Raw genomic sequence first — 26,268 nt, 5'->3', positions numbered from 1 at the left:
CCTGTCCCTGCATGCAGCTCGCCGAGGTTCGCGCGAAGGCGCAGCCGTTCGCATCACGTCCCGGACCGAGCCAGGCTCAGGGGCAGGTTCTCCAGCGCCTGGCGCAGGGCCGGACGCAGGGGCGAGCGCCTGCCATGCGCCGCCGTCCAGCAAGGCTGGCGGTAACAGCTGCAAGGCGCCCGGCCAGGCCCGCATGATCGCGCTGATCTGGGCGATATCCTCGGACAGGCTGAGCGCGCGGCCAGCATCTTTACCGTCCGGGACAGGCCGAGCAGCCCCAGCGCCATGGCCAGCGAGCCGCCGTTCGGCGTCCCGAGCATCAGCAGGCGCGAGGCGGCGTTGGCCTGAAAGGCCTCCAGCAGGGCCGGATCGCGCAGCGCGACCCGCGCCACCAGCCCGCCCATGGAATGCGCGACGAAATGGATCGGGCGCTGCGGGCTGCCGCGCAGCTTGGTCAGCACCGTCCTTGCCACCGCCGCGCCGGTGGCCTGGATCGGCAGGCGCCAGTCATAGGCCGGCGTGAACGTCTCATGCGTCCGCGACAGGTGCTGGCGCAACTCGCCATAGTAAAGCTCGATCATCCCGACTCGGGGCTGGTCGATCGCCAGCCGGCCGACGCCGCCGGTGCAGATGCCGCCCGGGTTCAGCCAGACCCGCTGCCCCGCAGCCGCCAGATGGCTGCCCGAGATCCCGGGCAGGATCACCGCCAGGGGCAGCACCGCGTGCGGCCGGGCCTTCGGACAGCGTCAGCCCGGCCTCTGCCCCGGTCTCGGCCGGGACCGGCGAGCGGGTGACGCCGCGGTCCTTCTCGGCCCGCTCGGCCTTGGCCAGCTGCGTGTCGGGCGGGGCGATGCCGCGCAGCCGGGCGGGGGCCAGCAGCCCGTCGCGCAGCTGGGCGGCCGAGCGGGCATTGCCGAAATAGCCGAAATGCGTGACCGTGGGGCCGCGGTCGACCAGCAGGACAGGATCGTGCCGCGGCAGCCCGCCCTCCATCAGCGCGGTGTTCACCACCAGGTCATGGTCGCTGCCGAAGAAGTTGTCGAGGAAGAACAGCACCAGCTTCCTGGCCGACAGCGACAGCTCCAGGTCGCCCGCGATCACCACCAGCGCGTCCGTGGCGCCCCGCGCAGCGGCCGGTCGGCGGCGTTCAGCATCCGGACCAGCGGCGAGAGTTCCGGCGCCATAGCCGCCACGCCCGGCAGCGCATCGGCCCGGTCGCCGCCGGCCAAGGCCGCAGCGGACCAGGCCATGGCCGCGCGCGACAGCGCCGAGGCGGTGGCGCTGTCGCCGCAATTCGGCTATCTCGCCGCCGACCTGGGGCTGGAGTTGCGGGCGCGCATCATCGCCGCGCCCTCGGAATGGACGCCGGAACGGGCGGCGAAGCTCGCGGACTGGATGGCGGTCGAGGGGATCGACACGGCGCTGACCGCCCGCGGCCTGCCCGAACCCCTGGCCGAGGCCCTGGCGGGCAAGGGCATCGGCGTGCTGCTGCTGGACAGCGCCGCGCCCGGCGATCCGGCGCAGCTGATCGCCGGCAACATCGCCAGGCTGGCCCGGACCGGGCAGCAGAACTGATCTCCGCGACTGCCGGGAGCGGACGAACCGCACCATCGGCATGAGCTCCCTTAGTCCCTGCGAGGGAACGCGGCCTCGCGAGCCGGCGTTGCGAAAGCAGGCATGGGGGGATGGCGATGGGCCGATGGGGCGGAGAATGGGTCGGCGACAACTGGCGCGTCAGCCTGTGGGCGCCCGGGGCGCGCGCGGTCGCGCTGGTCCTCGAAGGGCGCGACCACGCCATGACCCGGGACCCGGACGGCAGCTGGAGCGCCGCCGTCCCCGCCCAGGCCGGCGCCCGCTACATGCTGCGCGTCGATGGCGCGCTGTTCCCCGACCCCGCCAGCCGCTTGCAGGACGGCGGCGTTCACGCGCCATCGGTCGCGGATCGGGCGGACTATGCCTGGCAAGCGGACTGGCCGGGCCGCGCCTGGGCCGAGGCGGTGATCTATGAGCTGCATGTCGGCAGCTTCACGCCGCAGGGCACGCTGGCCGCCGCGGCGGAAAGGCTGGACCGACTGGCCGCGCTCGGCTTCACCGCCATCGAGCTGATGCCGCTGGGACAGTTCCCGGGACAGCGCGGCTGGGGCTATGACGGCGTGCTGCCCTTTGCGCTGCACCCGGCCTATGGGACGCCAGACGACCTGCGCCGTCTGGTCGACAGGGCGCATGCGCTGGGGCTGATGGTGCTGCTGGACCTGGTGATGAACCATTTCGGCCCGGAAGGTGCCGCCCTGCACCGCATCGCGCCCGAATTCTTCGACGCTTCGCGGCAAACGCCCTGGGGGGCGGCGATCGACTTTTCCCGGCCCGCCGTGCGCGACTACTGGTGCGAATGCGCCGCGCATTGGCTGGGCGCGTTCCGTCTGGACGGGCTGCGGCTGGACGCGGTGCATCAGATCACCGGGCCGGGCGCCGACGAATTCCTGGTCGAATTCGCCCGCCGCACCCGCGCCGCCTGCCCCGGCCGCCCCGTCCACCTGATCGTCGAGGATGAACGCAACCTGCCCGACCTGCGCCGGCAGGGCTATGACGCCAGCTGGAACGACGATTTCCACCACGTGATCCATTGCCTGCTGACCGCCGAGGAGCACGGCTATTATGCCAGTTTCGCCCGCGATCCGCTGGCCGACCTGGCCCATGCCCTGCGCCGCGGCCATGTCGAGGAGGGCCAGCCCCGCCCCGGCCGCGACGGCCCTCGCGGCGCGGATTGCGGCGACCTGCCGCCGACGGCTTTCGTCAATGCGATCCAGACCCATGACCAGATCGGCAATCGCGCACGGGGCGAACGCCTGCTGAGCCTGGCCGAGCCGGAGGGCGTGCGGCTGGCCTATGCCCTGCTGCTGGTCGCGCCCTATATCCCCATGGTCTTCATGGGCGAGGAACGCGGCGCGCGCGCGCCCTTCCTGTTCTTCGCCGATTACCGGGGCGACCTGGCCCAGGCGGTGCGCGACGGCCGCCGGGCCGAATTCGCGGCCGACGCGGGCTTTGCCGAGGCGCCCGATCCGCTGGACCCCGAGACGCTGCGCCGGTCGCGCCTGGACTGGGACGCCCCGGATACCGAGGGCTGGCAGGCGCTGACGCGCGGCGCGCTGCGCTTTCGCCACCGGCAGGTCGTGCCGCTGCTGAAAAGCGGCCGGCGGTCCGCCGAGGTCGAGCGCCTCGGCAGCCGCGGGCTGACCGCCGCCTGGCATTTCGGCGCGGGCAGCCTGCATGTCGCGCTGAGCGCCGGCGCGCCGGCACCGCTGCCCGCAGGGGGCGAATTCGTGCTGGGCCGGCCCGGGCGCGACCGCTTCGCGCTGACCGCGCGGGTGGAGCCGTCATGACCGCGCCGCTGCCCATCGCCTCTTATCGCATCCAGCTGCGCGGCGGCGTGGATTTCGCCGCGGTGCGGGAGAGGCTGGATTATATCGCGGACCTGGGGGTGTCGCATCTTTACCTGTCGCCGATCTTCGTCGCGGCGGCCGGCTCGACCCATGGCTATGACATCACCGACCCGACCCGGATCGACCCGGCCCTGGGCGGCATGGACGGGTTCCGGGCGCTGGCACAGGCGGCGCGGGCGCGGGGACTGGGCATCATCCTGGACATCGTGCCGAACCACACCGCCTTCACGCTGGAAAACCCCTGGCTGCGCGACGTGCTGCGCCACGGCGCGGCCAGCCGCCATGCCGCGGCCTTCGACATCGACTGGCAGGCCGGGCCGCTGGTCCTGCCCTTCCTGCCCGAGCCTTTCGAAAAGCTGCTGGCCGAGGGCGCTTTCTCGGTCCGGGACGGCCTGTGGCAATTCGGCGAGATGCGCCTGCCGCTGGCGCCGGGCAGCGACCCGGGCCAGGACCTGCGCGCCCTGCACGAGGCGCAGCATTGGCGGCTGGTGCATTACGAGCTGGAGCGCGACGGCATCACGCATCGGCGCTTCTTCAACGTGACCAGCCTGATCGGCATGCGGGTCGAGGATCCGGCGGTGTTCGACGCCACCCACGCCCTGATCCTGGAGCTGGCGCGCCAAGGGCTGGTGCAGGGGCTGCGCGTCGATCACGTCGATGGCCTGGCCGATCCCGGCGCCTATCTGCGGCGGCTGCGCGCGGCGCTGCCCGACACGCCGGTCTGGGTCGAAAAGATCCTGGTCGGGGATGAGGCGCTGCCCGATTGGCCCTGCACCGGCACCACCGGCTACGGATCCGGGCGGCTGATCGCGCGGCTGCTGACCGACGCGGCGGGCCTCGCGCGGCTGGACCGCATCTGGCGCGACGCCACCGGCGCGACCGCGGATTTCCGCGACGTGCTGCAGCAGGCCAAGCTGGATGTGCTGGAGCACGAGCTGGCCGCCGAGCGGCGCCAGCTGCGCGACATGGCGGCGGCCGCGGCGCAAGGCTCGGCCCTGGCCGAGCCCGGCCCGGAATCGCTGCGCGAGGCCGTCACCGCCCTGTTGGTCGCGATGCCGCGCTATCGCACCTATCTGGACGATGGGGCGGACCCGCGCGACGCCGAGATCCTGCGCACCGCCGCCGACCGGGCGGCGCAGGGCCTGCGCGGGCGCACGGTGCTGGACCTGCTCGTGTCGCTGATGCTCGAGCCGCCGAACGAAGCCGCGCGCGCCCTGGCCCGGCGCTTCCAGCAGGTGTCGGGCGCGCTTCTGGCCAAGGCGCAAGAGGACACGGCCGGTTTCCGCTGGGCCCGCTATCTGGCGGCAAACGAGGTCGGGGCCGAGCCCGATGAGCCGACCATCACCGAGCGCGAGGCGAATGACGCGCTGGCGCGGGGCAGGCCCGGCGACATGGTGGCGGTCTCGACCCATGACAGCAAGCGTTCGGGCGATGCGCGCATGCGGCTCGCCGCCATCAGCCACGACCCCGAGGCGTTCCGGGCGCTTTACCAGGCGGCTTCGGCCCTGCCCGAGGCCGCGGACGTCGCGCCGGAATGGCGCTGGTATGCGCTGCAATCGGCCTTGGCGCTGTGGCAGGGCGATGCCGGTTCGGCGGCGCCCCGGCTGGCCGACCACCTGGAAAAGGCCATGCGCGAGGCCAAGCTGACCAGCTTCTGGTCCAGCCCCGACCGCGAGGCGGAACAGGCAGCGGCCGGGTTCGCCGCCGCCGTGCTGCGGCAATGGGCGGCGGACCCGCCGGAACTGGCGCGGCTTCTGGTGCGCGGCGCGGCGCTGGCGCTGGCGCAGCGCGCCTTTCACATGCTGCTGCCGGGCTTTCCAGACCTCTATCGCGGCGACGAGGCACCCTTCCTGGCGCTGACCGATCCCGACAACCGCCTGCCGCTGGACTGGCAGGCGCTGGCGCGGGCCGATGACCCCAAGGCGCGCTGGACCCGCGCGCTGCTGCAACTGCGGGCAGAGCATGCGGGCTTCCTGCGCAGGGCCCCGGCCCGGATCGAGGTCTCGGCCGCGGCGATCCGGCTGCTGCGCCAGGACCGAGACCGCATTCTGGGCGCGGAACTCCTGTATCATCAGCCGCCTGCACCGGACGCCCGCATCGTGCTGCGGCAGGCCTTCGCGGATGGCGTGCAGGTCGTGCTGTTCTGGCAGGGTAATAATTAATTGATAAGGGCTGGAACAACGGGCGGCCGGGCGGGTTCCCCACCCGACAGCCCAGGGTTGCGGGCTGGCGTCCCCTTCAGCAAAGGAACTCGCCGATGTCCGACAGGTCCATTTCCCTGCCCGCCGCGACCGCAACCATCCTGCTGGCAGGCGGCAAGGGCACCCGCCTGCATGAGCTGACCGCCCGGGAAAGCAAGCCCGCGGTGTTCTTTGCCGGGCGCAACCGCATCGTCGATTTCGCCATGGCGAACGTGGTCCGGTCCGGGCTGGACCGGCTGCTGGTCGCCACGCAATTCGCGCCGGACACGCTGCACCGGCATCTGCCTGCGCAATGGGGCCGGCATTTTCCGGCCGGCGGCCTGGTCCTGCGCGACGGGCGCGGCTATTACGACGGCACCGCCGATGCCGTGCGCCGCAACTGGCTGCAGATCCAGGCCTGGGACGCCGAGCAGGTGCTGGTCCTGGCCGCCGACCATATCTACGAGATGGACTATGCCGCGCTGATCGCGGCGCATCGCCGTTCCGGGGCGGCGGTGACGATCGCGGCGGATGTGGTGCCCCGCGCCCAGGCCAGCGGCTTCGGCGTCATGCAGACGGACGCGGCGGGGCGCCTCCTGGACTTCCTGGAAAAGCCCGCCGCGCCGCCGCCGATGCCGGGGCAGCCGGACCAGGCGCTGGTCTCGATGGGGGTCTATGTGCTGTCGGCCGCCTGGTTGCGCGCGCGCCTGTTCGGCGATGCCGCGCGGGCCGCGGATTTCGGCCACGACCTGATCCCGATGGCGGTGGCGCGGGGCGAGGCCGGAAGCTATCGCCTGCCGCCCGCCGCCTCGGGGCAGGTCTATTGGCGCGACGTGGGCACGCTCGACGCGCTGCGCCGGGCGCATCTGGACTTCCTGGCCGGCGCGCCTGCCCGCCTGCCCCATCCCGCGCCGGCGGCGGAATGGTCGCTGGGGCGCGGCAGCCTGGCGATGCCCGGCGCCCATGTCCCGGCCTCGGCCCGGCTCAGCGCCGCCATCGTCGCGCCCGGCGCGCATGTCCCGCACGGGCTGGTGGTCGGCGAGGATCCCGACGAGGACGCGCGCTGGTTCCGCCGCGACGGCCAGACCGTGCTGGTCACGCCCGAGATGCTGCAACGCCGCGACGCCTGTCGCGCCCGGCTTCACCCGCTGCCCCGCAACGTGGCGTGACGAGGATGGCGATGCGCGACCTGTCCAGCCTGCGCTTCGATGCTTCCTCGGCCCGCTCCGACCTGCTGGGCGCCGAATTCCTGGGCGAGGGCACGAATTTCGCCCTGTTCTCGGACCATGCGACACGGGTCGAGCTGTGCCTTTTCGACGAAAGCGGCGAAAGCGAGATCGCGCGCCTGGACCTGCCGGAAATGGAGGGCGGCATCTGGTTCGGCTACCTGCCCGAGGTGGCGCCGGGTCAGGTCTATGGCTATCGCGTCCACGGCCCTTATGCGCCCGAACAGGGCCACCGCTTCAATCCGGCGAAGCTGTTGCTCGACCCCTATGCGCGCGAATTGCGCGGCGCGATCCGATGGGACGACGCGCTGCATGGCTATGAGGTCGGCCAAGACGACCTGAGCCTGGACCAGCGCGACAGCGCGCCCTTCATGCCCAAGGCGGTGGTGGTGGACGCGGCCTTCGACTGGGACAGCGACAAGGCGCTGCGTCATCACTGGTCCGACACCGTGCTCTACGAGGCCCATGTCAAGGGCCTGACCCGATTGCATCCGGAGGTGCCCGAGGCCGACCGCGGCACCTTCCGCGGCCTCGCCAGCGAGGCGGTGATCGGGCATCTGCAAGGGCTGGGCGTGACCACTCTGGAACTGCTGCCCATCCACGCCTTTGCCAATGACCGCCACCTGGTCGAAAAGGGCCTGTCGAACTATTGGGGCTATTCGACCCTGTCCTTTTTCGCGCCGCATGCGCCCTATCTGCAATCGGGCCGCATCCGCGAGATCAAGGAGACGGTGCGCCGCCTGCATGCCGCCGGCATCGAGGTCATCCTGGACGTGGTCTACAACCACACCTGCGAAGGCAGCGAGCTGGGCCAGACCCTGTCCTTTCGCGGCATCGACAATGCCTCCTATTACCTGCTGTCGCCCGAGGACCCGCGCCACAGCTTCGACACCACCGGCACCGGGAACACGCTGAACGTGGCGCATCCGATGGTGCTGCGCATGGTGATGGACAGCCTGCGCTACTGGGTGCAGGCCATGCATGTCGACGGCTTCCGCTTCGACCTCGCCTCGACCTTGGGGCGCGAAGCCGAGGGGTTCGAACGCGACGGCTCGTTCTTCAACGCCATCCGCCAGGACCCGGTGCTGTCGGGGGTCAAGCTGATCGCCGAGCCCTGGGACGTGGGCGACGGCGGCTATCAGGTCGGCGGCTATCGCTGGCCGTTCCGGGAATGGAACGACAAGTTCCGCGACGACAGCCGCCGCTTCTGGCGCCGCGATCCGGGGCTGCTGCCGGCGCTGGCGGAACGGCTGTCGGGCTCGCCGGTGCAGTTCGCCCACAGCCACCGCCCGGCGACCTCGAGCGTGAATTTCGTCGCGGCGCATGACGGCTTTACGCTGATGGACACCGTCAGCTTCAACGACAAGCACAACGAGGCCAATGGCGAGGACGGCCGCGACGGCCATGACAACAACCTCTCCGACAATCTGGGCGCCGAGGGCCCCAGCGACGATCCCGGCATCCTGACCGCGCGGCTGCGCCGGATCCGGGCGATGCTGGCGACGATGTTGTTGGCGCAGGGCGTGCCGATGATCCTGGCCGGCGACGAGCTGGGCCATTCGCAGCAGGGCAACAACAATGCCTATTGCCAGGACAACGAGATTTCCTGGATCGACTGGGCCTCGGCGCGCGAGGACATCCGCGCCGCGGTCGCGGCCCTGGCGGCGTTCCGCCGCGAAAGCGGGCTGGCGCAGAACCGCTTTCTGGCCGCCGAGGGCGATCCGCAAGCGCGCTGGCTGCATCCCCAGGGCCGCGAGATGGCCGAGGCGGACTGGCAGGACACCGAGCTGCGCTGCATGGGCATGCAGATCACCATGGACCGGGACCGGCTGCTGCTGCTGGTCAATTCCGGCGAGGATGCCGAATTCGCCCTGCCCGAGGGCGAATGGCGGCTGCGTCTCGACAGTTCGGCTGACGAGATCGCCCGTGATGACATCGTCCAGGGCAGCATCGCGTTGCCCTGGCAAAGCGTGATGGCGCTGACGCGCCAGTTAACCTGATCGGAGGAAGAACCATGGCAGACACCGAACGCATCCGCGCCCGCGCGCATGAGATCTGGGAGGCCGAGGGCCGTCCCGAAGGCCGCGAGCTGGAACACTGGAACCAGGCCGAGCAGGAAATGGCTGCCTCCGAAACCGGGCCCGATCCCGAGCTCACGCCCGAGCGGGCCCAGAAGGAGACCAGCGGCGACGCCCCCGCCGGGGCCGAACCGGCCGGCGGGCCCGCCTTGCAGCAAGGCACGAACGCCCCCGGCCCGCGGGGCTGAGCAACCGCCAGGGACCGGGTCGCGCCCCATCGCGCGGTCCGGTCTTTGCCCGCGCCACTTGCAAGCCGCTTGAACGGGTCGCCCGCAGGTACTGCGCGCCTTTCGGGAACATCGGCGGGACGAAGCGGTTTCACCCTTGCAGACGAAAGGGTGCAGATGCAGCCAGAAGCAGCCACTTCGCAGGATCTTGCGGCCGCGATCCGGGATCGCGCCGTGCCGCTTGCGGCCCTGGACGATCCCGGTTTCGGCCAAGCCTTCGACCGCTGGGCCGACCGCAGGATCATTCTGCTGGGCGAGGCCAGCCATGGAACCTCGGAATTCTATCGCGCCCGCGCGGCGATCACCGCCCATCTGATCCGCAATCACGACTTCAGCATCGTCGCGCTCGAGGCGGACTGGCCCGACGCCGCCGCGGTGAACCGGCTGGTGCGCGGCCGCCCCATCGACCGCGGCGAGCCGCCCTTCCAGCGCTTTCCGCAATGGATGTGGCGCAATGCGGAATTCTTCGCCTTCGTCGACTGGCTGCGCGGCTGGAACCTCGGCCATCCCGGCATGCAGGCCGGGCTCTACGGGCTCGACATGTACAGCCTCTACGGCTCGATCCGCGCGGTGCTGGATTATCTCGACCAGATCGACCCGGAAGCCGCCGCGCTGGCGCGCGAGCGCTATGCCTGCCTGGAACCCTGGGCGCAAGCGGCACCGTCGCCGGCGGATGCCCGGCTGCGCGCCTGCGAGGAAGCCGTCATCCGCCAATGCCGCGAGCTTCTGGAGCGCAGGATGCGCTATGAGCCGCAGGATCCCGACGCCTTCCTGGACGCGGCGCAGAACGCCCGGCTGATCACCGCGGCCGAGCGCTACTATCGCCTAATGCATCACGGCGGCGCCTCGTCCTGGAACCTGCGCGACCGGCACATGTTCGAGACCCTGTGTCACCTGATGGAGCGCGACGGCGCCAAGGCGGTGGTCTGGGCGCATAATTCGCATATCGGGGACGCGCGCGAGACCACGATGGGCACCAAGCTGGGCGAGCTGAACCTGGGCCAGCTCTGCCGCGAGAAATGGGGCGACGCGGTGGCGCTGCTGGGTTTCGGCATGCATGGCGGGACGGTGGCCGCGGCCTCGGCCTGGGACGCCGAGATGGAGGTCAAGGCGCTGCGCCCGGCGCGGCCCGGCAGTTTCGAGGCCGCCTGCCACGATGCCGGACTGTCCGGCTTTCTGCTGGAGCTGGGCGACGCCGCGCCGGATCTGGCCCGCGCCGAGCCGCTGCTGCAACGTTTCATCGGCGTCATCTATCGCCCCGAAAGCGAGCTGATTAGCCATTACCTCGAGACGCGGCCGGCCCGGCAATATGACGGCTGGGTCTGGTTCGACGAAACCTCGGCCGTCGATGCCGCCCCGGTCCGTGGCGCCAGGGACGGCATTCCCGAAACCTGGCCATGGGGCTTGTGATGAACATCGACCTGGTGCTTCCCAATCGCGACGCGGCGGGCCGCATGCTGGCCGACCGGCTGGAATCCTATCGCGACGGCCGCAATGTCGTGCTGGCCCTGCCGCGCGGCGGGGTTCCGGTGGGGCTTCAGATCGCGCGGCGGTTGCAGGCGCCGATGGACCTGCTGATGGTGCGCAAGATCAGCATGCCCGGCTTTCCGGAATTCGCCATCGGCGCCGTGATCGACGGGGCCGAGCCGCAGGTGCTGCTGAACGAGGCGGTGGACCCGGCCACTTTGCCCGCCGGCTATGTCGAGGCCGAGGCGCAACGGATGCTGGTGGAGATCGCCCGCCGCCGGGCGCTTTACCTTCAGGACCATCCGGCGATCCCGCTGGCCGGCAAGCGCGCCATCGTCGTCGATGACGGCATCGCCACCGGCGCCACGCTGCGGGTGGCGCTGGCCGCGCTGGCGCGGCTGGACCTGCTGGAGATCGTCGTCGCGGTTCCGGTCGCCGCGCCGGATATCGTCCGGGAATTGCGCCGCAAGGTCGCGGATGTGGTCTGCCTGATCACGCCCGACCCGTTCCGCGCGGTGGGGCTGCATTACGTGAACTTCGACCAGGTCAGCGACGCCGAGGTGACCGAGGCGCTGCGCCAGAGCCGGGAACATCCCTTTCCGGCCTGATCGCTGTGCCACGCGCCGGGGAACCATTCGCAGGGCCGGCCGGTTGACCGGCTTTGCGAGCCGCGGTCCTGCCCCGCGCAACAGGAAGGGCGGACATGCCGGACGAAGCACGAAAGGCCCGCAGCGCCGAGGCCGAGCCGCAGGTCGGAAACGCCTTTTCGCGCCAGATCCACGGTCTTGGCGCCGAGGATCTGGCGCGCCGGCTGATCGGCGCGACGCTGCTGGTCCGCGGCGCGGGCGGCACGGTGATCGAGACCGAGGCCTATACCCGGGACGACCCGGCCTCGCACAGCTATCGCGGACCGTCGGCGCGGAACGCTGCGATGTTCGGGCCGGCGGGCCATGCCTATGTCTATCGCTGCTACGGCATCCACCTGTGCCTGAACGTGGTGGCTCGCCCCGGCGAGGCCGTGCTGATCCGCGCCCTGGCACCGCACACCGGGCAGGAGCTGATGCAGGCGCGGCGGGGAAACGGGCTGCTCTGCAACGGCCCCGGCCGCCTTGCCCAGGCGCTGGGACTCAGCCTGGCGGATGACGGCGCGCCCTTCGACGGCGGGGATCTGGCCTTGCTGCTGCCGACCACGGCTCCGGACCTGCTGGTCGGGCCGCGCATCGGCATCAGCAAGGCCCAGGACCGGCCCTGGCGCTTCGGGCTGGCCGGCGCCGCCGGGCTCAGCCGGCCATTTCCGTCGCCGGGAACATAATCCCGCCTGGCTTGTTCCACGGGCCCAGCCATTCGAAGGAGGATCCCATGGCACAGGCAGGCAAGAAGTTCGGCGCCGGTCAGCAGGACCAGGGCAAGGGCGACGGCAGCGGCGGCATGACGCCGGAGGATACCGACGAACTGCCCGAGAATGCGGTTCTTTCCAACCGCGACACCGCCCGCCATTCGGAGCAGCGCGGCCTGGACAGCCGTCACGTCCAGACCGAACAGCGCCAGGACCATGTGGGCAATCGGGAAACGGACCAGACCCCGCCGCCCGAGGACGAGCCCTAGGCCGTAATATAACAGTCAAGGAAACAGGGCTTGGCGCGGGGGAAACCCGCGCCCCCTATCCGGCGCACCCAAAGCAAGGCCGCGCGCATTTTAGCAACAGCAGTCTTTTACGACCCGGGCGGCTCGATCCATACGCCCATGGCTTGCAGGGTGATGACCGATGCCGCCGCAAGGGCGCCGCCGGCCATGAGATACGCCATCGTGGCGGAGGCGAGGACGATTTGATTTTGCATGCTCGTTTTCCTTCGCTAAGCCCCTATCCGCTGTCAAACCAACGCACGAGCGAAAAGCGATCAGCGGAAAAGCGCTGCCCTGCCCGTTCAGGCGGCAAAGCCGTTCCCTTGGAACATCGCGGGGGTTCGCCGGTTATCATGCTCTTCCCGAACAGGCATTGGAAAGGAACAGCCATGACCAGCAAGCACCCCAAGACCAGCCAGCCTTCGGATGCGGATCTGCGGCACGATCCGGGCATCGGGCGCTCGAAGGGCGTCAGCCGCAAGGATGCCGCAATTGGCGGCGAGAACACTTTCGAAGGCGACGTGCTGAACGACACCACCCCGCAAGGCGGCATCGACCCGCGGCAACGCGGCCGCGAGAACAAGTGAGCGCCGAGCACCAGAACAGGAAGGAGGTTGCAAATGACCGGTCAGAAGACGCGCCAGCAGCAGCGGCAGATCATCGAGAAGCGTGTGGATACCAGCAATGCCGACAAGGATTTCGATCCGCGCCCCTATCTCGAGGCCGCCGAGGACCCTAACAGGCAGATCGTCGAGGGCGAAGGGCGCCCGCATGACCTGGAGGATGACGACGGCGATCCCATACCGCGCGGCGAAAACCAGGAAAGCCAGCATCACAAGCGCAGCGGCAAGCCGGAGAGCGACGGCTGAACGCTCATAATACGGCCTGCAGTTCGTCGCCGCCGGACGATCCGGTCGGCGCCGTTTCACGGCCGAACGCATCATGCGCCACGCCATCATGACAGCGCTGGCCGGGCAAGGTTCATGCGCCGCTTCCGCAGGCGCGCAGGACGCCCGGCGCGGCTGGTCGGCGGGCGCCGATGTGATGGGCCGACCGATCCGGATGTTTATCGCGGCGGGTCGGACCTCGGATGACATCGGCGCGCGGATGCTCTTGCAGATCCCGCAAAAGGTCTCGCTGCTGGCGACAGGATGGCGACCGGTTTCGCAGCGGACTGTTCGAAATGCGGATTCACCTGCACCCCATCGCGGAAAGTTTCGGAACTGCCCCCCTCGCGAGTCGACCTTTGCCAGAGCGTTCGCCAGAACGAAGGCTGGCGTCGGAGCGCATCCCCGTCATCCATTGACCCGACTGCAAGGCACCATGGTCGCGGGCTTTCAGCGCGCTCATCCCACCATCTGCCACGCGCGGCGCAGATCGGCCATGAACGCCATCCGCTCCTTCTCGCGCGTTTCCGCGTCGCGAATGCGCAGCAGCCAGGACGGATGGACCGTGGCGATCAAGGGGGTGCCGTCCTCGATGCGCCCCGTCTTGCCGCGCAGCGACGAGATGGTGGTGGGACGGCCCAGCAATCCGCGGAGCGCGGTCGCCCCCATCGCCACCAGCACGGCCGGCGCGACCAGCTTGAACTCCTGTCCCAGCCACCATTTGCAGCGGTCGATCTCGCCGGCATTCGGCGTGCGGTGCAGGCGGCGCTTGCCGCGCGGCTCGAACTTGAAATGCTTGACGGCATTGGTGACGAAGATCTGTTCGCGCGGAATGCCGGCTTGGGCCAGTGCCGCGTCGAACAGGCGGCCCGCCGGGCCGACGAAGGGACGGCCGGCCAGATCCTCCTTGTCGCCGGGCTGTTCGCCCACGACCATCATGCGCGCCTGCCGGTGACCCTCGCCGGGCACGACCTGCGTGGCATTGCGATAAAGCGGGCAGCGCGTGCAGTTGGCCTCGGCCTCGGCAAGCGCGGAAAGACTCGCGGCCTCGACTTCCGCATCCGTCATTGCGGTCTCCTCTCGGTCCGGCAGGTCAACCCGGCGCGCGGCGGGATGTTCCCGCCTTCCGGTCCGCTTCGGGAAGGAGGGTGTTCCGACAACGGCATCTGGCTGGCGCGCGCAGGGGGCGGCTGCCGGCCGCCCCCTTCCGCGCGGGCTGTCAGATCACTGCGGCGCCTCGACCAGGATCTTTACATGGGATTTCTCGGCCACCAGCGCCTCGAAACCTTCGGCCACGATGTCGCCCAGCGCAATGCGCTTCGTCACCAGCTTCTCGGCACTGAAATAGCCTTGCTCCATCAGCGCCATCACCGCCGGATAGACGTTGCGATAGGCGATGGTGCCCTGCAACTGCCGTTCCTTCAGCACGACGGTATTGGGGTGGAACGAGGCCTCGCCCTCCCAGATCGAGACGACCAGCACCTGGCCCTCGTGCCGGGTGGCATCGATGCATTGCGGCAGCACGCGCGGCACGCCCGTCACCTCGAAGGCGACATGCACGCCGCCGCTGGCCGCGCGGATCGCGGCGACCGCGTCGCCGGCCGCGGGGTCGATGGCCGAGGTCGCGCCCAGCTCCAGCGCCTTCTGCCGCCGCACGTCCGAGGGCTCGACGACATGGATCTGGGCCGCGCCGGCGACGCGCAGCGCCTCGACCACCAGCAATCCGATGGGACCGGCGCCAAAGACCGCAGCCGTGTCGCCGGCCCTGATCTTCGACAGGCGCACGGCGTGCAGCGCCACCGCCGCCGGTTCGACCAGGGCGCCCTGCTCCATCGACAGCCCCTCGGGGATCTTGTGCACCATGCGGGCGGGCACCACCGAATAGCCCGCGAAGCCGCCATGGCCGCCCGACAGGCCGACGAAACCCAGTTGGTCGCACAGGTTGTACTTGCCTTCGTGGCAGGCCGGGCAGCTGCCGCAGGCAAAGATCGGCTCGATCGCCACGCGGTCGCCGATGGCAAGGCCGGTGACGCCCTGCCCCACATCGGTGATGGTGCCGCAATATTCGTGGCCCATGGTGATCGGCGCCTGGTCGTGGCTCAGCGGATGATCCTGGCCCACCGGCACGAAGATCGGCCCGGCCAGGTATTCGTGCAGGTCGCTGCCGCAGATCCCGGTCCAGGCCACCTTGACCTTGACCTCGCCCGGCCCGGCCTGGGGTTCGGGGACGTCCTCGACGCGAATGTCCCGGGCGCCGTGCCAACGTGCTGCTTTCATGTGCTTTTCTCCGGTTCTGGATGGAAGGCCCGGCCGCGATCCGGCCGGGCACGGGGCGTCAGGACAGGTGATGCACCTCTTGCAGGCCATAGACGGGGGTGTCCAAACCCTCCAGCCGCGCCTTCAGCTGCAGCGCCAGATACAGCGAATAATGCCGCGACTGGTGCAGGTTGCCGCCGTGGAACCACAGGTTCGGCGCTTGCGTCGGCTTCCACATGTTGCGCTGCTCGCCCTCCCACGGGCCGGGATCCTTGGTGGTGGCCGAGCCGAGGCCCCAGACCTTGCCCACCTTGTCGGCGACCTCCTGGCTGATCAGGTCGGCCGCCCAGCCGTTCATCGAGCCGAAGCCGGTGGCCAGCACCACCAGGTCGGCCGGCAGCCGGGTGCCGTCGGTCAGCACCACGGCGTCCTCTTCGAAGTGATCGACCTGGCCCGAAACCAGCTTGATCTCGCCGTCGATGATCAACTGGCTCGCGCCCACGTCGATGTAATAGCCCGAGCCGCGGCGCAGGTATTTCATGAACAGGCCCGAGCCGTCGTCGCCCCAGTCGAGCTGGAAGCCGGCCTTTTCCAGCCCGGCATAGAATTCGGCGTCACGCTCGCGCATCTTGTCGTAAAGCGGGATCTGGAATTCGTGCATGATCTTGTAGGGCAGCGAGGCGAAGATCATGTCGGCCTTTTCGGTCGTCACCCCGTTCGCCACCGCCTCCTCGGAATAAAGCGCGCCGAGGCCAATCTCCATCAGGCTGTCCGAGCGCACGATATGGGTCGAGGAACGCTGGACCATGGTCACGTCGGCGTCCGCCTCCCACAGCGCCGCGCAGATGTCATGGGCCGAATTGTTCGAGCCGATGACCACCACCTTCTTGCCCGCCCATTCGTCCGGGCCCTTGTGCTGCGAGGAATGCTGGATCGTGCCCTTGAAGCTCTCCATGCCCGGGAATTTCGGCATGTTCGGCTTGCCCGACATGCCGGTCGCCAGCACCAGCTGCGTCGGGCGCAGCGTGACCTTCTCGCCGTCGCGGTCCACCTCGACGGTCCAGGTGCCCGAGGCCTCGTCGAAGGCGGCGCGCTCGACGGTCGAGCGGGTCCAGTAGTTCAGCTCCATGACCTTGGTATACATTTCCAGCCAGTCGCCCACCTTGTCCTTGGGCGTGAACACCGGCCAGTTGTCGGGGAACTTGATATAGGGCAGGTGGTCGTACCAGATCGGGTCGTGCAGGCACAAAGACTTGTAGCGGCTGCGCCACTGGTCGCCGGGGCGGTCGTGCTTGTCCAGGATGATGGTCGGCACGCCCAGCTGGCGCAGCCGCGCCCCCAGCGCGATGCCGCCCTGGCCGCCGCCGACGATCACCGTATAGGGCTGGGTATCGTAGCCCAGCGAGGCCGCCTCGGTCTCGCGGCGTTCCTTCCAGGTGGTGCGGTTCTTCTTCGCGCCGTGCTCGGCACCCATCGGGCGGCGCTTGCCGCGGCTTTCCTCGAAGCCCTTCAGCTCTTGCAGGGCGGTGAGCAGGGTCCAGATCCGGTCCTCCTTCAGCCGGATCAGGCCCCAGCCGCGGCCGGCGGCGGTCTCGAAGGTGATCCAGGCGGTGATGACGCCGCCCTCCTCGGCGGGAATCTCTCCGGGCTGGAGTTGGAAATTGCCGGGGCGGGTCCGGGCTAGCTGCCGGTCCAGCATGTCGGCGACGCCGGCCGGGCCCTCGACGGTCTTCAGGTTCCAGCTGACGGCCACCAGGTCGCGCCAATAGCTGTCGGTGGCAAAAAGCCCGGCGGCGGCAGCCACGTCGTTCTGTTCCAGCGCGGTATTAATCTGGTCCAGCACCGCCTGCGTGCGGCTCGTGACGGTAGAATCGAGCATCGCGTCTCCTCCTCTGCGCGTTGTTCGAGGGGGAGTATCGCGGCGTTTTGCCGCAGCGATCCATCACGCGATGCCCCGGGCGGCCGGAAAAACGCGTGCTGCGGTGCAGCGTGTTGCGGGCGCAACGGCGCGCAACGGCTCAGGCCGGGGGCTGCAACCCCGCATTGCGCAGCCGGCGCAGCACGGTCGAGCGGTTCACGCCCAGCCGGCGCGCGGCGCGAGCCATGTTCCAGCCGCAGGCCTCCATGACCTGCTCCAGCGTCTCGCCCGGCTCGTCCGCAGCCGCGGCGCGGTCGACCGGCGCGGGCAGGTCCGGCAGGTCGATGACGCGCCCCTCGCAGAGCGCGATGGCGACGTCCAGCACCTGCTCCAACTCGCGCAGGTTGCCGGGCCAGGGCCGCCCGAGCAGCGCCGCGCGGGCCGAAGGCGACAACCGCACATCCTCGGAGGTGCGCCGGCGCAGGATGCGGTCCAAGAGCCAGCCGATGTCCTGGCGCTGGCGCAGCGGCGGCAGCTCCAGCACGGCGCCGGCCAGGCGGTGGAACAGCGGGCGCGGCAGGTCCAGCGCGCCGGGCGCCGCGCAGCTGGTCGAAATGGCGCGCAAGCCGCTGCGCCCGTCCAAGAGCGCGGTCAGCACCGGCACCGTCGCGGGCGGCAGATCCTCGAGCCGGCGCAGCAGCAGGGTGGCACCGGCGGGCAGTTCCGCGCAGGCCTGGCGCAGCGCCTCGGCCGTCAGGGCGGCACAGTCCAGCGCCAGGAAGCCGCCGGACGCGCTGGCCATGTGGATGGCATGGGCCAGCTTGGTCTTGCCGGTCCCCGTCTCGCCCGCGATCAGCAGCGGCACCGCGGTCGGCGCCAGCCGCGCCGCCTGGGTCAGCACCCGCGTCATCGCCGGATCGCCGCCCGACAGCCCGGCCAGGGGCCCGCCGCGCCGGTCGCCGCGCAGCATGGTGCGCGGCGCCTGCGGCGCGATGGCATGGCCGAACAGCGCGCCGCCGTCGCGCATCTCGACGATGCGCTCCTCGGTCGGGCGGTCGCGCATCAGGTCGGGCAGGTCATCGATGGTCAGGCCCAGCACCTCGTCGATGCGCCGGCCGATCACCTTGCCGTCGGGGAACAGCCGCCGCGCCCCGCGCGTATAGCCCAGCACCCGGCCGGAATCGTCCAGCCGCACCGCCGCCTCGGGGTCCACGTCCAGGAATTCGGGACTGTCGGACAGGCGCAGCACCCAGTCGCGGCGGCTTTCGGCCATCAGGTTCGCCATCTCGACCCGCCTTGCGGCATTGGTCACCAGGCTCATGGCCAGGTTCTGGCTGCGCTTCGGCGTGGGCGAGCGCAGAAGCGAGATGTCGAGCACCGCCGCCAGTTCCCCCAGGCTGTCGAAGATCGGCGCCGCCGTGCAGCTGAGCGTGACATGGGCATTGCCGAAATGGTCGTCCTGGTGGACGGTCACCGGCTCGCGGGTGACGATGCAGGCGCCGACGCCGCAGGTGCCGGCCAGATCCTCGGACCAGTTCGAGCCGAGATAGAGCCCGGCCCCGCGCAGGTCGTCCACGAACAGGTCGTCGCCGAAGAAATCGACGCAGACGCCCTTGGCATCGGTCAGCAGCAGCACGTAGTTCTGCCCGGCGACCTGCCGGAACAGGCTTTGCAGGCTGGAACGCGCCGCGCCGATCATCCATTCCGCCTGCTGGCGGTGGTCGCGCAGCTCGCTTTGCGTGACGATATGGGCCGGGTCGCGGCGCATCGGGTCCATGCCATAGACCTCGACGCAGCGTCGCCACGAGGCCGAGACGAAGCCGTCCCGCCCGGTCTGGCTGCCGCCCAGAACCCGCTCGATCTCCTCGACATGCTGCCGATCGCTCACGCCGCCCTCCTCCTGCGCGGTGCAGGTTAGCACAGGGCCGGCGCGGCACAGAACAGACTTTCGTCGCGGACGCGGGTTCGGCTCCGGGAGGCGGGCGGCGTGTCGTCCCGTGCAGTCCGATGCTGGTGACAGGGCCGGCGCCCGGCACGGCCCGGCCGTCGAAGTCGTCTGCCCTGCGGCGGCTGCCTTACGCCCAGGTGTCGCCCACGGTGAAGCCCTCGGGACCGGATCGCCGTGATCCAGGACCAGCGGGTCCAGCCCATAGATCCAGCTGACGCCGGTGATTTCCGGCAGCACGGCGGGCCGGCCGGCCAGCATCGTCTTATCGACCAGCCGGCCGGTATGGATATTGCCCAGGATGCTCTGGTGGCGGCAGGGGCGATCCAGCGGCAGCTCGCCCGTCGCCATGGTCACGGCGTTCTTCCCATCCGCCGCCGGGTCCTCCGTCGGTCCCGACAGTTGCGAGATGGTGATGCCGACGCCGGGATAATCGGGATGCGCGACCGGCAGCTGCTCGATCACGGCCTGGCGGATCGGCACCGAGACGCGGGCGATCTCGCGGCCGGGCTCGGGCTTCAGGCGATGGCATGGACCATGCCGCCCCAGCCGAGACCGACCCGGACCCGATGCGGCATCCAGATGCGCGGCAAAGGCCGGCCCGTTGCGGTGCGCCTCGAGCACCAGTCCGGTGACCGGCGCCGGCATCGGCAGCATGCCCATCTCAGGCCGCACCGTCACGACCGAGATGGTGTCGCCGCCGGACATGACCGATACTCGACCGCGGATGATATGGCCGGCGTCGGCCTCGGGGTGGCCGGGCGGCACGATGATGTTGCCGCAATGCGCCGAACAGCCGCGCGGGCTCGTTGCCAAGCGCCCTTCCGGGGCAGCGCTTACCCCGCCATTGCCCTGGCGATGTAATCCGCCGTCATCAGGTCCAGATGCGCGCCGCCGCCGTTCTTGTAAACGGTGATCTCGTCCGGCGATTGCCGGCGCCGGGCATCGGGGCGCACCAGATCGTAGAGATCGCCCAGCACGCTGTCCGCCGTGATCGCGCCCGAGGCGATGGGCATCTTCAGTTCGCCGATATGGCCCAGCGTGGTGGCGCGGCTGTCCACGAACAGCGCCGCCCGCGCCATCAGCGCGTCGTCGGCCTCGCGCATGTCGGCCTTGAAGGCGCCGATCAGGTCGACATGGGTGCCGGGCCGCACCCAGTCGCCCAGGATCACCGGCGCGCGCGCCATGGTGGCCGCGGTGACGATGTCGGCCTGCCCCACCGCCGCCTGCAGGTCGGGCACCGCCGCCAGCTCGGCCGGGATGCCGTCCAGCGCGGCGACCAGCGCCTGCGCCTGCTCGGGGCGCCGCGCCCAGACCGAGACCCGCGCGATCCCCGGCAGCACCGCTGTATAGGCCTTGACCAGGCTGGCCGCGACCGTGCCCGCGCCCACGACCAGCAGGTGCCGGCTGTCGGGCCGTGCCAGCAGGCTGGCACCCAGGAGGGAATCGGCGGCGGTCTTGATCTCGGTCACCAGCGGGCTCTCGACGATGGCTTTCAGCGCGCCGGTCGCGTCGTCGAAGACCAGCATGGCGCCCTGCACCGTCGGCAGGCCGCGCGCCGCGTTGCCGTCCATGACGGTGAAAGTCTTGGCGCCATAGCCCAGCCCGGGGATATAGGCCGAGCGGCTCATCATCGTGCCGGTCGGCGGGCCCAGGAACACGTCGCGGATCTCGGCCCGGGGCAGCGCATGGCCCTGGCGCAGCGCCTCGACCGCATCGGTCCAGGCCAGCCGGCCGATCGCATCCTGATAGGACAGAAACCGCGGGGCGGGATTGGTGGCGGTCATGGGATGGGCCTTCGCTTGTGGAAATGGGTCCGAAGCGCGCCGGACGCTGTCGCAATGGTCGATCCGCCCGCGGCCCGTCAAGAGGAAGCGAGCCGATCCGGCAGGACGGGGGGTGCGGTTGTTCAACGTCAGCAAGATCCGGGGCGCGAGGCGCTGAAGCGGCTGGAAGCCTTGGGGGCTGGTCAAATTCCACCGCAACCGCGGCGCCATCCGAGATCGCCCAGATCTCGCGACCCGCGCCATCCTGGAATCGAACGCGGCCCGGCTGTCGGTGCCGCGCATGACCGAGGCCACCTTTGCCGAGGCCCAGGCGCCGTGCGACGCCTTCGCGCGGGAAAGCGATGCCACGCAATGGTCGGCGCTGAACTGGCAGTTCCACAGCCGGCTATATCGCGCAGCGCCCCTTGCTCGCCGCCACCCTCCGCGGTGAAGGACCGGCTCGACCGCGATCTGCACGTGCAGCGGACCCTTTCGCACGGGCTGAAGCACCGCCGACCGCGAGCGCCGCGAAATTCTGGCCGCCTGCCGCGAGGGCGATGCCGAAAGGCGGCGCGGCGGCTTACGACCATATCATGGCCGCCTGCTCTTCGCTGCCGCATTACCTGCCGGGGACGAAGGCGGGCAGCTGAGGTCCGGGCACCCGGCGGCTGGCACCTTCGTGCTGTCGCATGTGAAGGGTTGGAATCGGCGGGACGGGCATCACGGATTTGCTCGCCTGCTAGGAAAAGGCCGGCCAAGTATGCTCGGCGCCCTGATGTCAGACCTCGTCCAAGTGCGGGCGTGGCTGGAGGGGCGATACAACGCCCTGGAGATCGGCGAGTTCGCCTTCCACAGCGCATGGCTGTGCCGCTATACGGCCTCGCGCCCGCAGCGAGTGCCCCGAACAGTCAGGCCGTTTCCGCCGCAGGCTCCCGCGCGGCCAGCATCGCCGCCAGCCGCGCGGCGACCAGTTCGGCATGGGCCGTCGCCTCGGGGATGCCCATCAGCTCACCGACATGGCCGCGCGCCAGCGGCCCTGCGACCAGAAGGCCCGCCGAGGGGGCGCCGTGCCCCCGACCGCCAGGCAGCCTTGCGTCACGTCCAGACCCAGGTGCAGGGCATCCGGGCGGATCAGCCCGGCATCCGCCAGCGAGGACAGGAAGGCCGAGCCGGCAACGACGCTGCCATGCGCGGGCCCGGTGGTCAGGATCACGGCGTCGAAGACCTCGCGCCGCGGCCGGCCGTCGCGGCCGCGCCAGACGACCGCGATCCCCTCGTCCAACTGCCGCGCGGTTTGCAGCCGGCCGGCCGTCACCGTCAGGCGATGCCCGGCGATCAGCCGGTCCAGGACCGCCTCGACCTGGGGGGCGATGCGGAAGCGATGGATGTCCCACCACACCCGCAGCCGATGCACCAGCCTGGCGCGCTGATCGGGCGGCAGCGCCGCCCAGATCGCGGACCCGTCGCGGCGCACGTTGTCCAGCGCCGCCTGCCACGGCAGGCCCGACTGCCGGTCCAGTCGCACCGCCGCTCGGATGCGGCGCAGAAGCGCCAGCGCGCTGCGGGCCGGGTTTCCGGCGAAATCGGCCACGGATTCGGCATAGCCGAAGGCATGCCCGCGCGAGCGCAGCCCGCGCCGCGACAGGGCGGTGATCCGCCCGGCAAAACCCTGGCGGTCGAGACTGGCGATCACATCGGCCGCGGTCAGCCCGGTGCCCACCACCAGCACGTTGCGCGCTTGGCGCGCGACCTCGGCCAAGCGGTCGGCCGCACTGCTGTCGGCGATCAGCCGCGGCGAATCCGCCAGCCCGGCAAAGGCCGCGGGAACGCCGGGCGGCGGATGGCTGGTCGCGATGACGACCGCATCGGCGACCAGTTCCGAGCCGTCGTCGCAGGCGATCATGAACCGCCCCGCCACTCGCCGCGCCGCCAGCGCCGACGCGCGCAGGTGCCGCACCCGTCCCGAGGCCAGATGCGGCGCCAGGTTGTCGGCGACATATTGCGCGACCAGCCCGCGCTGAACAAAGGCCTCGCCGGTGGCAAGGCAGGTGCCGGCGGAAAGCGCGATGCGGCGGCGGTCGAGCCAGTTCTGCAACCCGCTCTTCTCGGCGCAATCCATGGTCATGCGCGCCGCGGGCACGTTGATGCGATGGCTGGGATCCGCGGTGGAATAGGCCAGCCCCTGCCCCAGCCCGGCGCGCCGCTCGACCACCACGATGCGCAGCGGCAGCGACCGGTCGCGGGCCAGGTGAAAGGCGGTCGAGGCGCCGGTGAAGCCGCCGCCGACGATGGCCACCACCGGCTCGTCGCGGGACCGAAGATCGGGTGACGTCATGGTTGTGTCCTTTGCCAGCGGGCATCGGGATGCAAGGCGGTCATGGGCGTGGTTTCAACCATGCCGCCTCCGGCCCCGGCAGCTTGGCCGCGGTGTCGTGAAAATCGCGCGAGGATCCCGTCGCGCAGGCCCAGCCGGCGGCCGGCGATGTCGCCATTGGGCAGGTGCTGCGCCGGCGTGGGCCGCCCGGCGACCACGATGCGGGCCGGACCGGCACCGCGGATCTCGTCGAGGAAGCCCTGCCCCCTGGCCGAGCACGCGAAGTGGTCCGGCCCGCTGCTGCCGAGGCGGCGGCTGAGCCGGCGCATCGTGTCGTAATCCGCCGTTCCCGGCCTCCTGCCGAAGAAATCGTGCAGGAAGGCCGGGCGACAGCGCAGGTCGATGACGGGCTGGCTCATGACGCTGCGCGCGCCCGGATGTCGAAGGCGCCGCCGGTCTGGCTGGCCTGCGAGGTCACGGCCTGCTTGCCGATCCGGGGGAAGACCAGCTCGGCAAAGCGGATCGCCTCTTCCAGATGCGGATAGCCGGACATGACGAAGGTCTCGATGCCCAAGGCCTGGTATTCGCGCATCCGCGCCACCACGGTCTCGGCATCGCCGACCAGCGCCGTGCCCGCGCCGCCGCGCACCAGGCCCACGCCGGCCCAGAGGTTCGGGCTGATTTCCAGCCGGTCGCGGCGCCCGCCGTGCAGCGCGGCCATGCGGCGCTGGCCGACCGAATCCATCTGGGCGTAATTGGCCTGCGCCCGGGCGATGTCGTCATCGGTCAGATGCGCGATCAGCCGCTCTGCCTCGGCCCAGGCCTCGGCCTCGGTCTCGCGCACGATGGCGTGCAGGCGGATGCCGAAGCGGATGCTGCGGCCGTGTTCCGCCGCCTGCGCCCGGACATCGGCGATCTTTTCGGCCACGGCGGCCGGCGGCTCGCCCCAGGTCAGATAGGCATCGACATGCTCGGCCGCCAGCGCGTGGGCGGCCGGCGACGAGCCGCCGAAATACAGCGGCGGATGCGGTTGCTGCGGCCCGGGGTGAAAGTTCTTCGCCCCCTCGACGCGGATATGCCGGCCGGCGAAATCCACGGTTTCGCCCGCCATCAGGCGCTTCCAGACAGCCAGGAATTCGCCGGCGTTCTCGTAGCGGCCGTCGTGGCTGAAGAAGGCGCCATCCGCCGCCAGTTCGCGCGGGTCGCCGCCGGGCACGACGTTCAGCAGCAGCCGTCCGCGCAGCAGCTGGTCCAGCGCCGCCGCCTGGCGGGCCGAGGCGGTCGGGCCGCTGATCGAGGTGCGCAGCGCCACCAGCAGCTTCAGCCGCCGCGTGGCATGCGCCACCGCCGTCGCCGCCACCCAGGGATCGAGGCAGCTGGCCCCGGTCGGGATCAGCATGCCGTCATAGCCCAGCCGGTCGGCGGTGGCGGCAATGTCGCGCAGATAGTCGAAGTCCGGCGCCCGGCCGAAATCCGAAGCGCCCAGATAGCGCGTGTCGCCCGAGGTGGGCAGGAACCAGAAGATGTCGGGCGCGCTCATTCCGCCGCCTCCGTATAGCCTGTGCTGATGCCCTCGAAGGCCGAGGGGCGGCTGGCGTCGGCCACGCTTTCGCGGCCGATGTAATGCCGGCGCCATGCCGCGGCGGGGTGGCTGTCGCGCACGCGGCCGCCGGCATCGCCCAGCAGCTTCTCGCGCAGCGTGCCCGGCGCGTAATCGACCTGCGCCCGGCCGCGCCTGCGCAGTTCCGGCACCACGAAGTCGATGAAATCGGTGGTCGAGGCCGGGGTGACGGCATAGGCGAGATTGAAGCCGTCGACGCCGCCCTCGTCCACCCATGCCTCCAGCGCATCGGCGATGGTCTGCGGCCCGCCGACCAGCACCGGGCCAAGCCCGCCGATCGAGCGCTTGCGGATCACGTCGCGCACCGTCCAGGCTTCGCCATCGGCGGCCAGCGATTCCAGCGTGGTGCGCAGGCTGTCGTTTTCCACCGCCGTCAGCGGCTGGTCGGGGTTGAGCGTCGAGAAATCCAGGCCGGTCCAGCCGCCGTAAAGCGCCAGCGCCCCCTCGGGCGAGGCATAGTCCAGGTATTCCTGGTATTTGCGCTGCGCGGCCTCGTCGCTTGGGCCGGTGATGACGGTCAGCAGGGCAAAGATCTTCAGGCTGTCCGGCTCGCGCCCGGCGGCGGCGACCTCGGCGCGGATGGCATCGGTCAGCTTTCTGGCGGTTTCGGGGCTGGTCGCCAGCACGAACATCGCCTCGGCATGGCGGGCGGCGAATGCGCGCCCGCGCGCCGACGCCCCGGCCTGGAAGATCACCGGCGTGCGCTGCGGCGACGGCTCGCACAGGTGGAACCCCGGCACCTTGAAATAGCCGCCCTCGTGCCGGATCGGATGCACCTTGGAGGCGTCGGTGAAAATGCCGCGTTCCCTGTCGCGCAGCACGGCGCCGTCCTCCCAGCTGCCCTCCCACAGCTTGTAGGTGACCTGCATGTATTCCTCGGCCAGGTCATAGCGGGCGTCATGGGCGATCTGGCGCTCCATGCCGATATTCCTCGCGGCGCTGTCCAGATAGGAGGAGACCACGTTCCAGGCCACGCGGCCCTTGGTCAGGTGGTCCAGCGTCGAAAGCCGGCGCGCCAGCAGATAGGGATGCTCGAAGGTCACGGCCGCGGTGATGCCGAAACCCAGGTTCCGCGTCACCGCCGCCATGGCCGAGATGGCGCCGAACGGGTCGTTGACCGGCACCTGCGCGGCGTCGTGCAGCGCCGCCTCGGCCGAGCCGCGATAGACGTCATAGACGCCGACCACATCGGCGATGAACAGGCTGTCGAAGGCGCCCCGCTCCAGCTCGATAGCGAGATTGGTCCAGTATTCCAGGTCGTTGTAGCGCGCGGCCTGGCTGGACGGATGCCGCCAGGTGCCCGCCGCCTGATGGCCGACGCAGGTCATGTCGAAGGCGTTCAGGATGATGCGCTTCTTGGTCGGATCGTTCATGGTATCA

Annotated in this window: 26 protein-coding genes and 1 pseudogene; 13 read left to right on the top strand and 14 right to left on the bottom strand. The window is 70.4% G+C overall.

The annotated features are described in order from the left end of the window. Positions 1-53: 53 nt before the first annotated feature. The 3 genes from ASV56_RS16640 to ASV56_RS23730 are packed head-to-tail and all read right to left on the bottom strand — an operon-like array spanning position 54 to position 1,250. Entirely contained in the window at positions 54-647 is a 594-nt protein-coding gene (locus tag ASV56_RS16640; RefSeq protein ID WP_253880151.1) for an esterase/lipase family protein, read from the bottom strand. Further along, positions 529-1,104: a hypothetical protein gene (locus ASV56_RS23735; protein ID WP_156429218.1), complete on the bottom strand. Its 576-nt coding sequence runs from the start codon at positions 1,102-1,104 to the stop codon at positions 529-531. Before ASV56_RS23735 ends, ASV56_RS16640 begins: the two co-directional genes overlap by 119 nt. Further along, positions 1,098-1,250: a hypothetical protein gene (locus tag ASV56_RS23730; RefSeq protein WP_156429217.1), complete on the bottom strand. Its 153-nt coding sequence runs from the start codon at positions 1,248-1,250 to the stop codon at positions 1,098-1,100. Before ASV56_RS23730 ends, ASV56_RS23735 begins: the two co-directional genes overlap by 7 nt. Here ASV56_RS23730 and ASV56_RS16635 point away from each other — a divergent pair. The 10 genes from ASV56_RS16635 to ASV56_RS16590 all read left to right on the top strand — a co-directional run bounded on the left by ASV56_RS16635 (position 1,249) and on the right by ASV56_RS16590 (position 12,223). After that, complete coding sequence (locus tag ASV56_RS16635; RefSeq protein WP_062563083.1) at positions 1,249-1,575, top strand: metal ABC transporter substrate-binding protein; 327 nt, start codon at positions 1,249-1,251, stop codon at positions 1,573-1,575. The two genes, ASV56_RS23730 and ASV56_RS16635, sit on opposite strands and share 2 nt — an antisense overlap. 110 nt (positions 1,576-1,685) lie before the next feature. After that, complete coding sequence (gene treZ / locus ASV56_RS16630; protein WP_062563082.1) at positions 1,686-3,380, top strand: malto-oligosyltrehalose trehalohydrolase; 1,695 nt, start codon at positions 1,686-1,688, stop codon at positions 3,378-3,380. Further along, complete coding sequence (gene treY / locus ASV56_RS16625; protein WP_062563081.1) at positions 3,377-5,602, top strand: malto-oligosyltrehalose synthase; 2,226 nt, start codon at positions 3,377-3,379, stop codon at positions 5,600-5,602. The genes treZ and treY overlap by 4 nt, the downstream gene beginning before the upstream one ends. Positions 5,603-5,697: 95 nt before the next feature. Further along, complete coding sequence (locus tag ASV56_RS16620) at positions 5,698-6,789, top strand: sugar phosphate nucleotidyltransferase (protein ID WP_062563080.1); 1,092 nt, start codon at positions 5,698-5,700, stop codon at positions 6,787-6,789. 5 nt (positions 6,790-6,794) lie between these two features. Further along, positions 6,795-8,846, top strand: a complete 2,052-nt coding sequence (gene glgX / locus ASV56_RS16615) for a glycogen debranching protein GlgX (RefSeq protein WP_062563079.1) — start codon at positions 6,795-6,797, stop codon at positions 8,844-8,846. A gap of 14 nt (positions 8,847-8,860) precedes the next feature. Beyond that, entirely contained in the window at positions 8,861-9,112 is a 252-nt protein-coding gene (locus ASV56_RS16610; protein ID WP_062563078.1) for a DUF2934 domain-containing protein, read from the top strand. Between the two features lie 213 nt (positions 9,113-9,325). Beyond that, positions 9,326-10,561, top strand: a complete 1,236-nt coding sequence (locus ASV56_RS16605; RefSeq protein ID WP_253880122.1) for an erythromycin esterase family protein — start codon at positions 9,326-9,328, stop codon at positions 10,559-10,561. Then, the gene (locus ASV56_RS16600; RefSeq protein ID WP_253880120.1) at positions 10,561-11,226 is read left to right on the top strand and encodes a phosphoribosyltransferase; all 666 of its coding nucleotides are present in this window, start codon (positions 10,561-10,563) and stop codon (positions 11,224-11,226) included. Before ASV56_RS16605 ends, ASV56_RS16600 begins: the two co-directional genes overlap by 1 nt. A gap of 95 nt (positions 11,227-11,321) precedes the next feature. Then, entirely contained in the window at positions 11,322-11,930 is a 609-nt protein-coding gene (locus ASV56_RS16595) for a DNA-3-methyladenine glycosylase (RefSeq protein ID WP_082724886.1), read from the top strand. A gap of 47 nt (positions 11,931-11,977) precedes the next feature. After that, positions 11,978-12,223 (top strand): hypothetical protein, encoded by a 246-nt coding sequence (locus tag ASV56_RS16590; protein ID WP_062563075.1) that lies wholly within the window; start codon positions 11,978-11,980, stop codon positions 12,221-12,223. Between the two features lie 107 nt (positions 12,224-12,330). On the opposite strand, the gene ASV56_RS24830 is transcribed toward ASV56_RS16590, so the two are convergent. Then, positions 12,331-12,456 (bottom strand): hypothetical protein, encoded by a 126-nt coding sequence (locus ASV56_RS24830; protein ID WP_301336099.1) that lies wholly within the window; start codon positions 12,454-12,456, stop codon positions 12,331-12,333. A gap of 174 nt (positions 12,457-12,630) precedes the next feature. On the opposite strand from ASV56_RS24830, the gene ASV56_RS16585 reads away from it, so the two are divergent. Both ASV56_RS16585 and ASV56_RS16580 read left to right on the top strand, forming a co-directional pair. Beyond that, positions 12,631-12,828: a hypothetical protein gene (locus ASV56_RS16585; RefSeq protein ID WP_062563074.1), complete on the top strand. Its 198-nt coding sequence runs from the start codon at positions 12,631-12,633 to the stop codon at positions 12,826-12,828. A 33-nt stretch (positions 12,829-12,861) separates the two neighbouring features. Beyond that, positions 12,862-13,110, top strand: coding sequence for a hypothetical protein (locus tag ASV56_RS16580; protein WP_062563073.1), 249 nt, complete (start codon positions 12,862-12,864; stop codon positions 13,108-13,110). Between the two features lie 477 nt (positions 13,111-13,587). On the opposite strand, the gene ASV56_RS16575 is transcribed toward ASV56_RS16580, so the two are convergent. From ASV56_RS16575 to ASV56_RS16555, 6 genes and pseudogenes are all read right to left on the bottom strand, one after another. Beyond that, positions 13,588-14,220: a UdgX family uracil-DNA binding protein gene (locus ASV56_RS16575; protein ID WP_082724885.1), complete on the bottom strand. Its 633-nt coding sequence runs from the start codon at positions 14,218-14,220 to the stop codon at positions 13,588-13,590. A 132-nt stretch (positions 14,221-14,352) separates the two neighbouring features. Next, positions 14,353-15,405, bottom strand: a complete 1,053-nt coding sequence (locus ASV56_RS16570; RefSeq protein WP_062563071.1) for a 2,3-butanediol dehydrogenase — start codon at positions 15,403-15,405, stop codon at positions 14,353-14,355. A 58-nt stretch (positions 15,406-15,463) separates the two neighbouring features. Continuing rightward, positions 15,464-17,263, bottom strand: coding sequence for an NAD(P)/FAD-dependent oxidoreductase (locus ASV56_RS16565; RefSeq protein ID WP_062563070.1), 1,800 nt, complete (start codon positions 17,261-17,263; stop codon positions 15,464-15,466). Between the two features lie 139 nt (positions 17,264-17,402). Continuing rightward, positions 17,403-19,163, bottom strand: a complete 1,761-nt coding sequence (locus tag ASV56_RS16560; protein WP_082724915.1) for a sigma-54-dependent Fis family transcriptional regulator — start codon at positions 19,161-19,163, stop codon at positions 17,403-17,405. A 198-nt stretch (positions 19,164-19,361) separates the two neighbouring features. Next, positions 19,362-20,003: pseudogene (locus ASV56_RS24585) on the bottom strand (proline racemase family protein); the annotation flags it as partial. A 20-nt stretch (positions 20,004-20,023) separates the two neighbouring features. Further along, positions 20,024-20,974, bottom strand: coding sequence for an ornithine cyclodeaminase family protein (locus ASV56_RS16555; protein WP_062563069.1), 951 nt, complete (start codon positions 20,972-20,974; stop codon positions 20,024-20,026). Between the two features lie 280 nt (positions 20,975-21,254). Here ASV56_RS16555 and ASV56_RS24580 point away from each other — a divergent pair, with 280 nt between their 5' ends. Then, positions 21,255-21,404: a hypothetical protein gene (locus tag ASV56_RS24580; RefSeq protein WP_253880118.1), complete on the top strand. Its 150-nt coding sequence runs from the start codon at positions 21,255-21,257 to the stop codon at positions 21,402-21,404. 552 nt (positions 21,405-21,956) lie between these two features. Here ASV56_RS24580 and ASV56_RS16550 read toward each other — a convergent pair. The 4 genes from ASV56_RS16550 to ASV56_RS16535 are packed head-to-tail and all read right to left on the bottom strand — an operon-like array spanning position 21,957 to position 26,261. Beyond that, on the bottom strand, positions 21,957-23,288 hold the full coding sequence (locus ASV56_RS16550) for an FAD/NAD(P)-binding protein (RefSeq protein WP_062563068.1): 1,332 nt from the start codon (positions 23,286-23,288) through the stop codon (positions 21,957-21,959). Beyond that, the gene (locus ASV56_RS16545) at positions 23,285-23,686 is read right to left on the bottom strand and encodes a hypothetical protein (protein WP_062563067.1); all 402 of its coding nucleotides are present in this window, start codon (positions 23,684-23,686) and stop codon (positions 23,285-23,287) included. The genes ASV56_RS16550 and ASV56_RS16545 overlap by 4 nt, the downstream gene beginning before the upstream one ends. Then, positions 23,683-24,807, bottom strand: a complete 1,125-nt coding sequence (gene ssuD, locus ASV56_RS16540) for an FMNH2-dependent alkanesulfonate monooxygenase (RefSeq protein WP_062563066.1) — start codon at positions 24,805-24,807, stop codon at positions 23,683-23,685. Before ssuD ends, ASV56_RS16545 begins: the two co-directional genes overlap by 4 nt. Continuing rightward, positions 24,804-26,261 (bottom strand): LLM class flavin-dependent oxidoreductase, encoded by a 1,458-nt coding sequence (locus ASV56_RS16535; protein ID WP_062563065.1) that lies wholly within the window; start codon positions 26,259-26,261, stop codon positions 24,804-24,806. The genes ssuD and ASV56_RS16535 overlap by 4 nt, the downstream gene beginning before the upstream one ends. Positions 26,262-26,268 lie beyond the last annotated feature (7 nt).

The organism is Paracoccus aminovorans (genome assembly GCF_001546115.1).
GTDB classification, from domain to species: Bacteria; Pseudomonadota; Alphaproteobacteria; order Rhodobacterales; family Rhodobacteraceae; genus Paracoccus; species Paracoccus aminovorans_B.
This window is presented reverse-complemented; position numbering and strand designations above follow the sequence as displayed.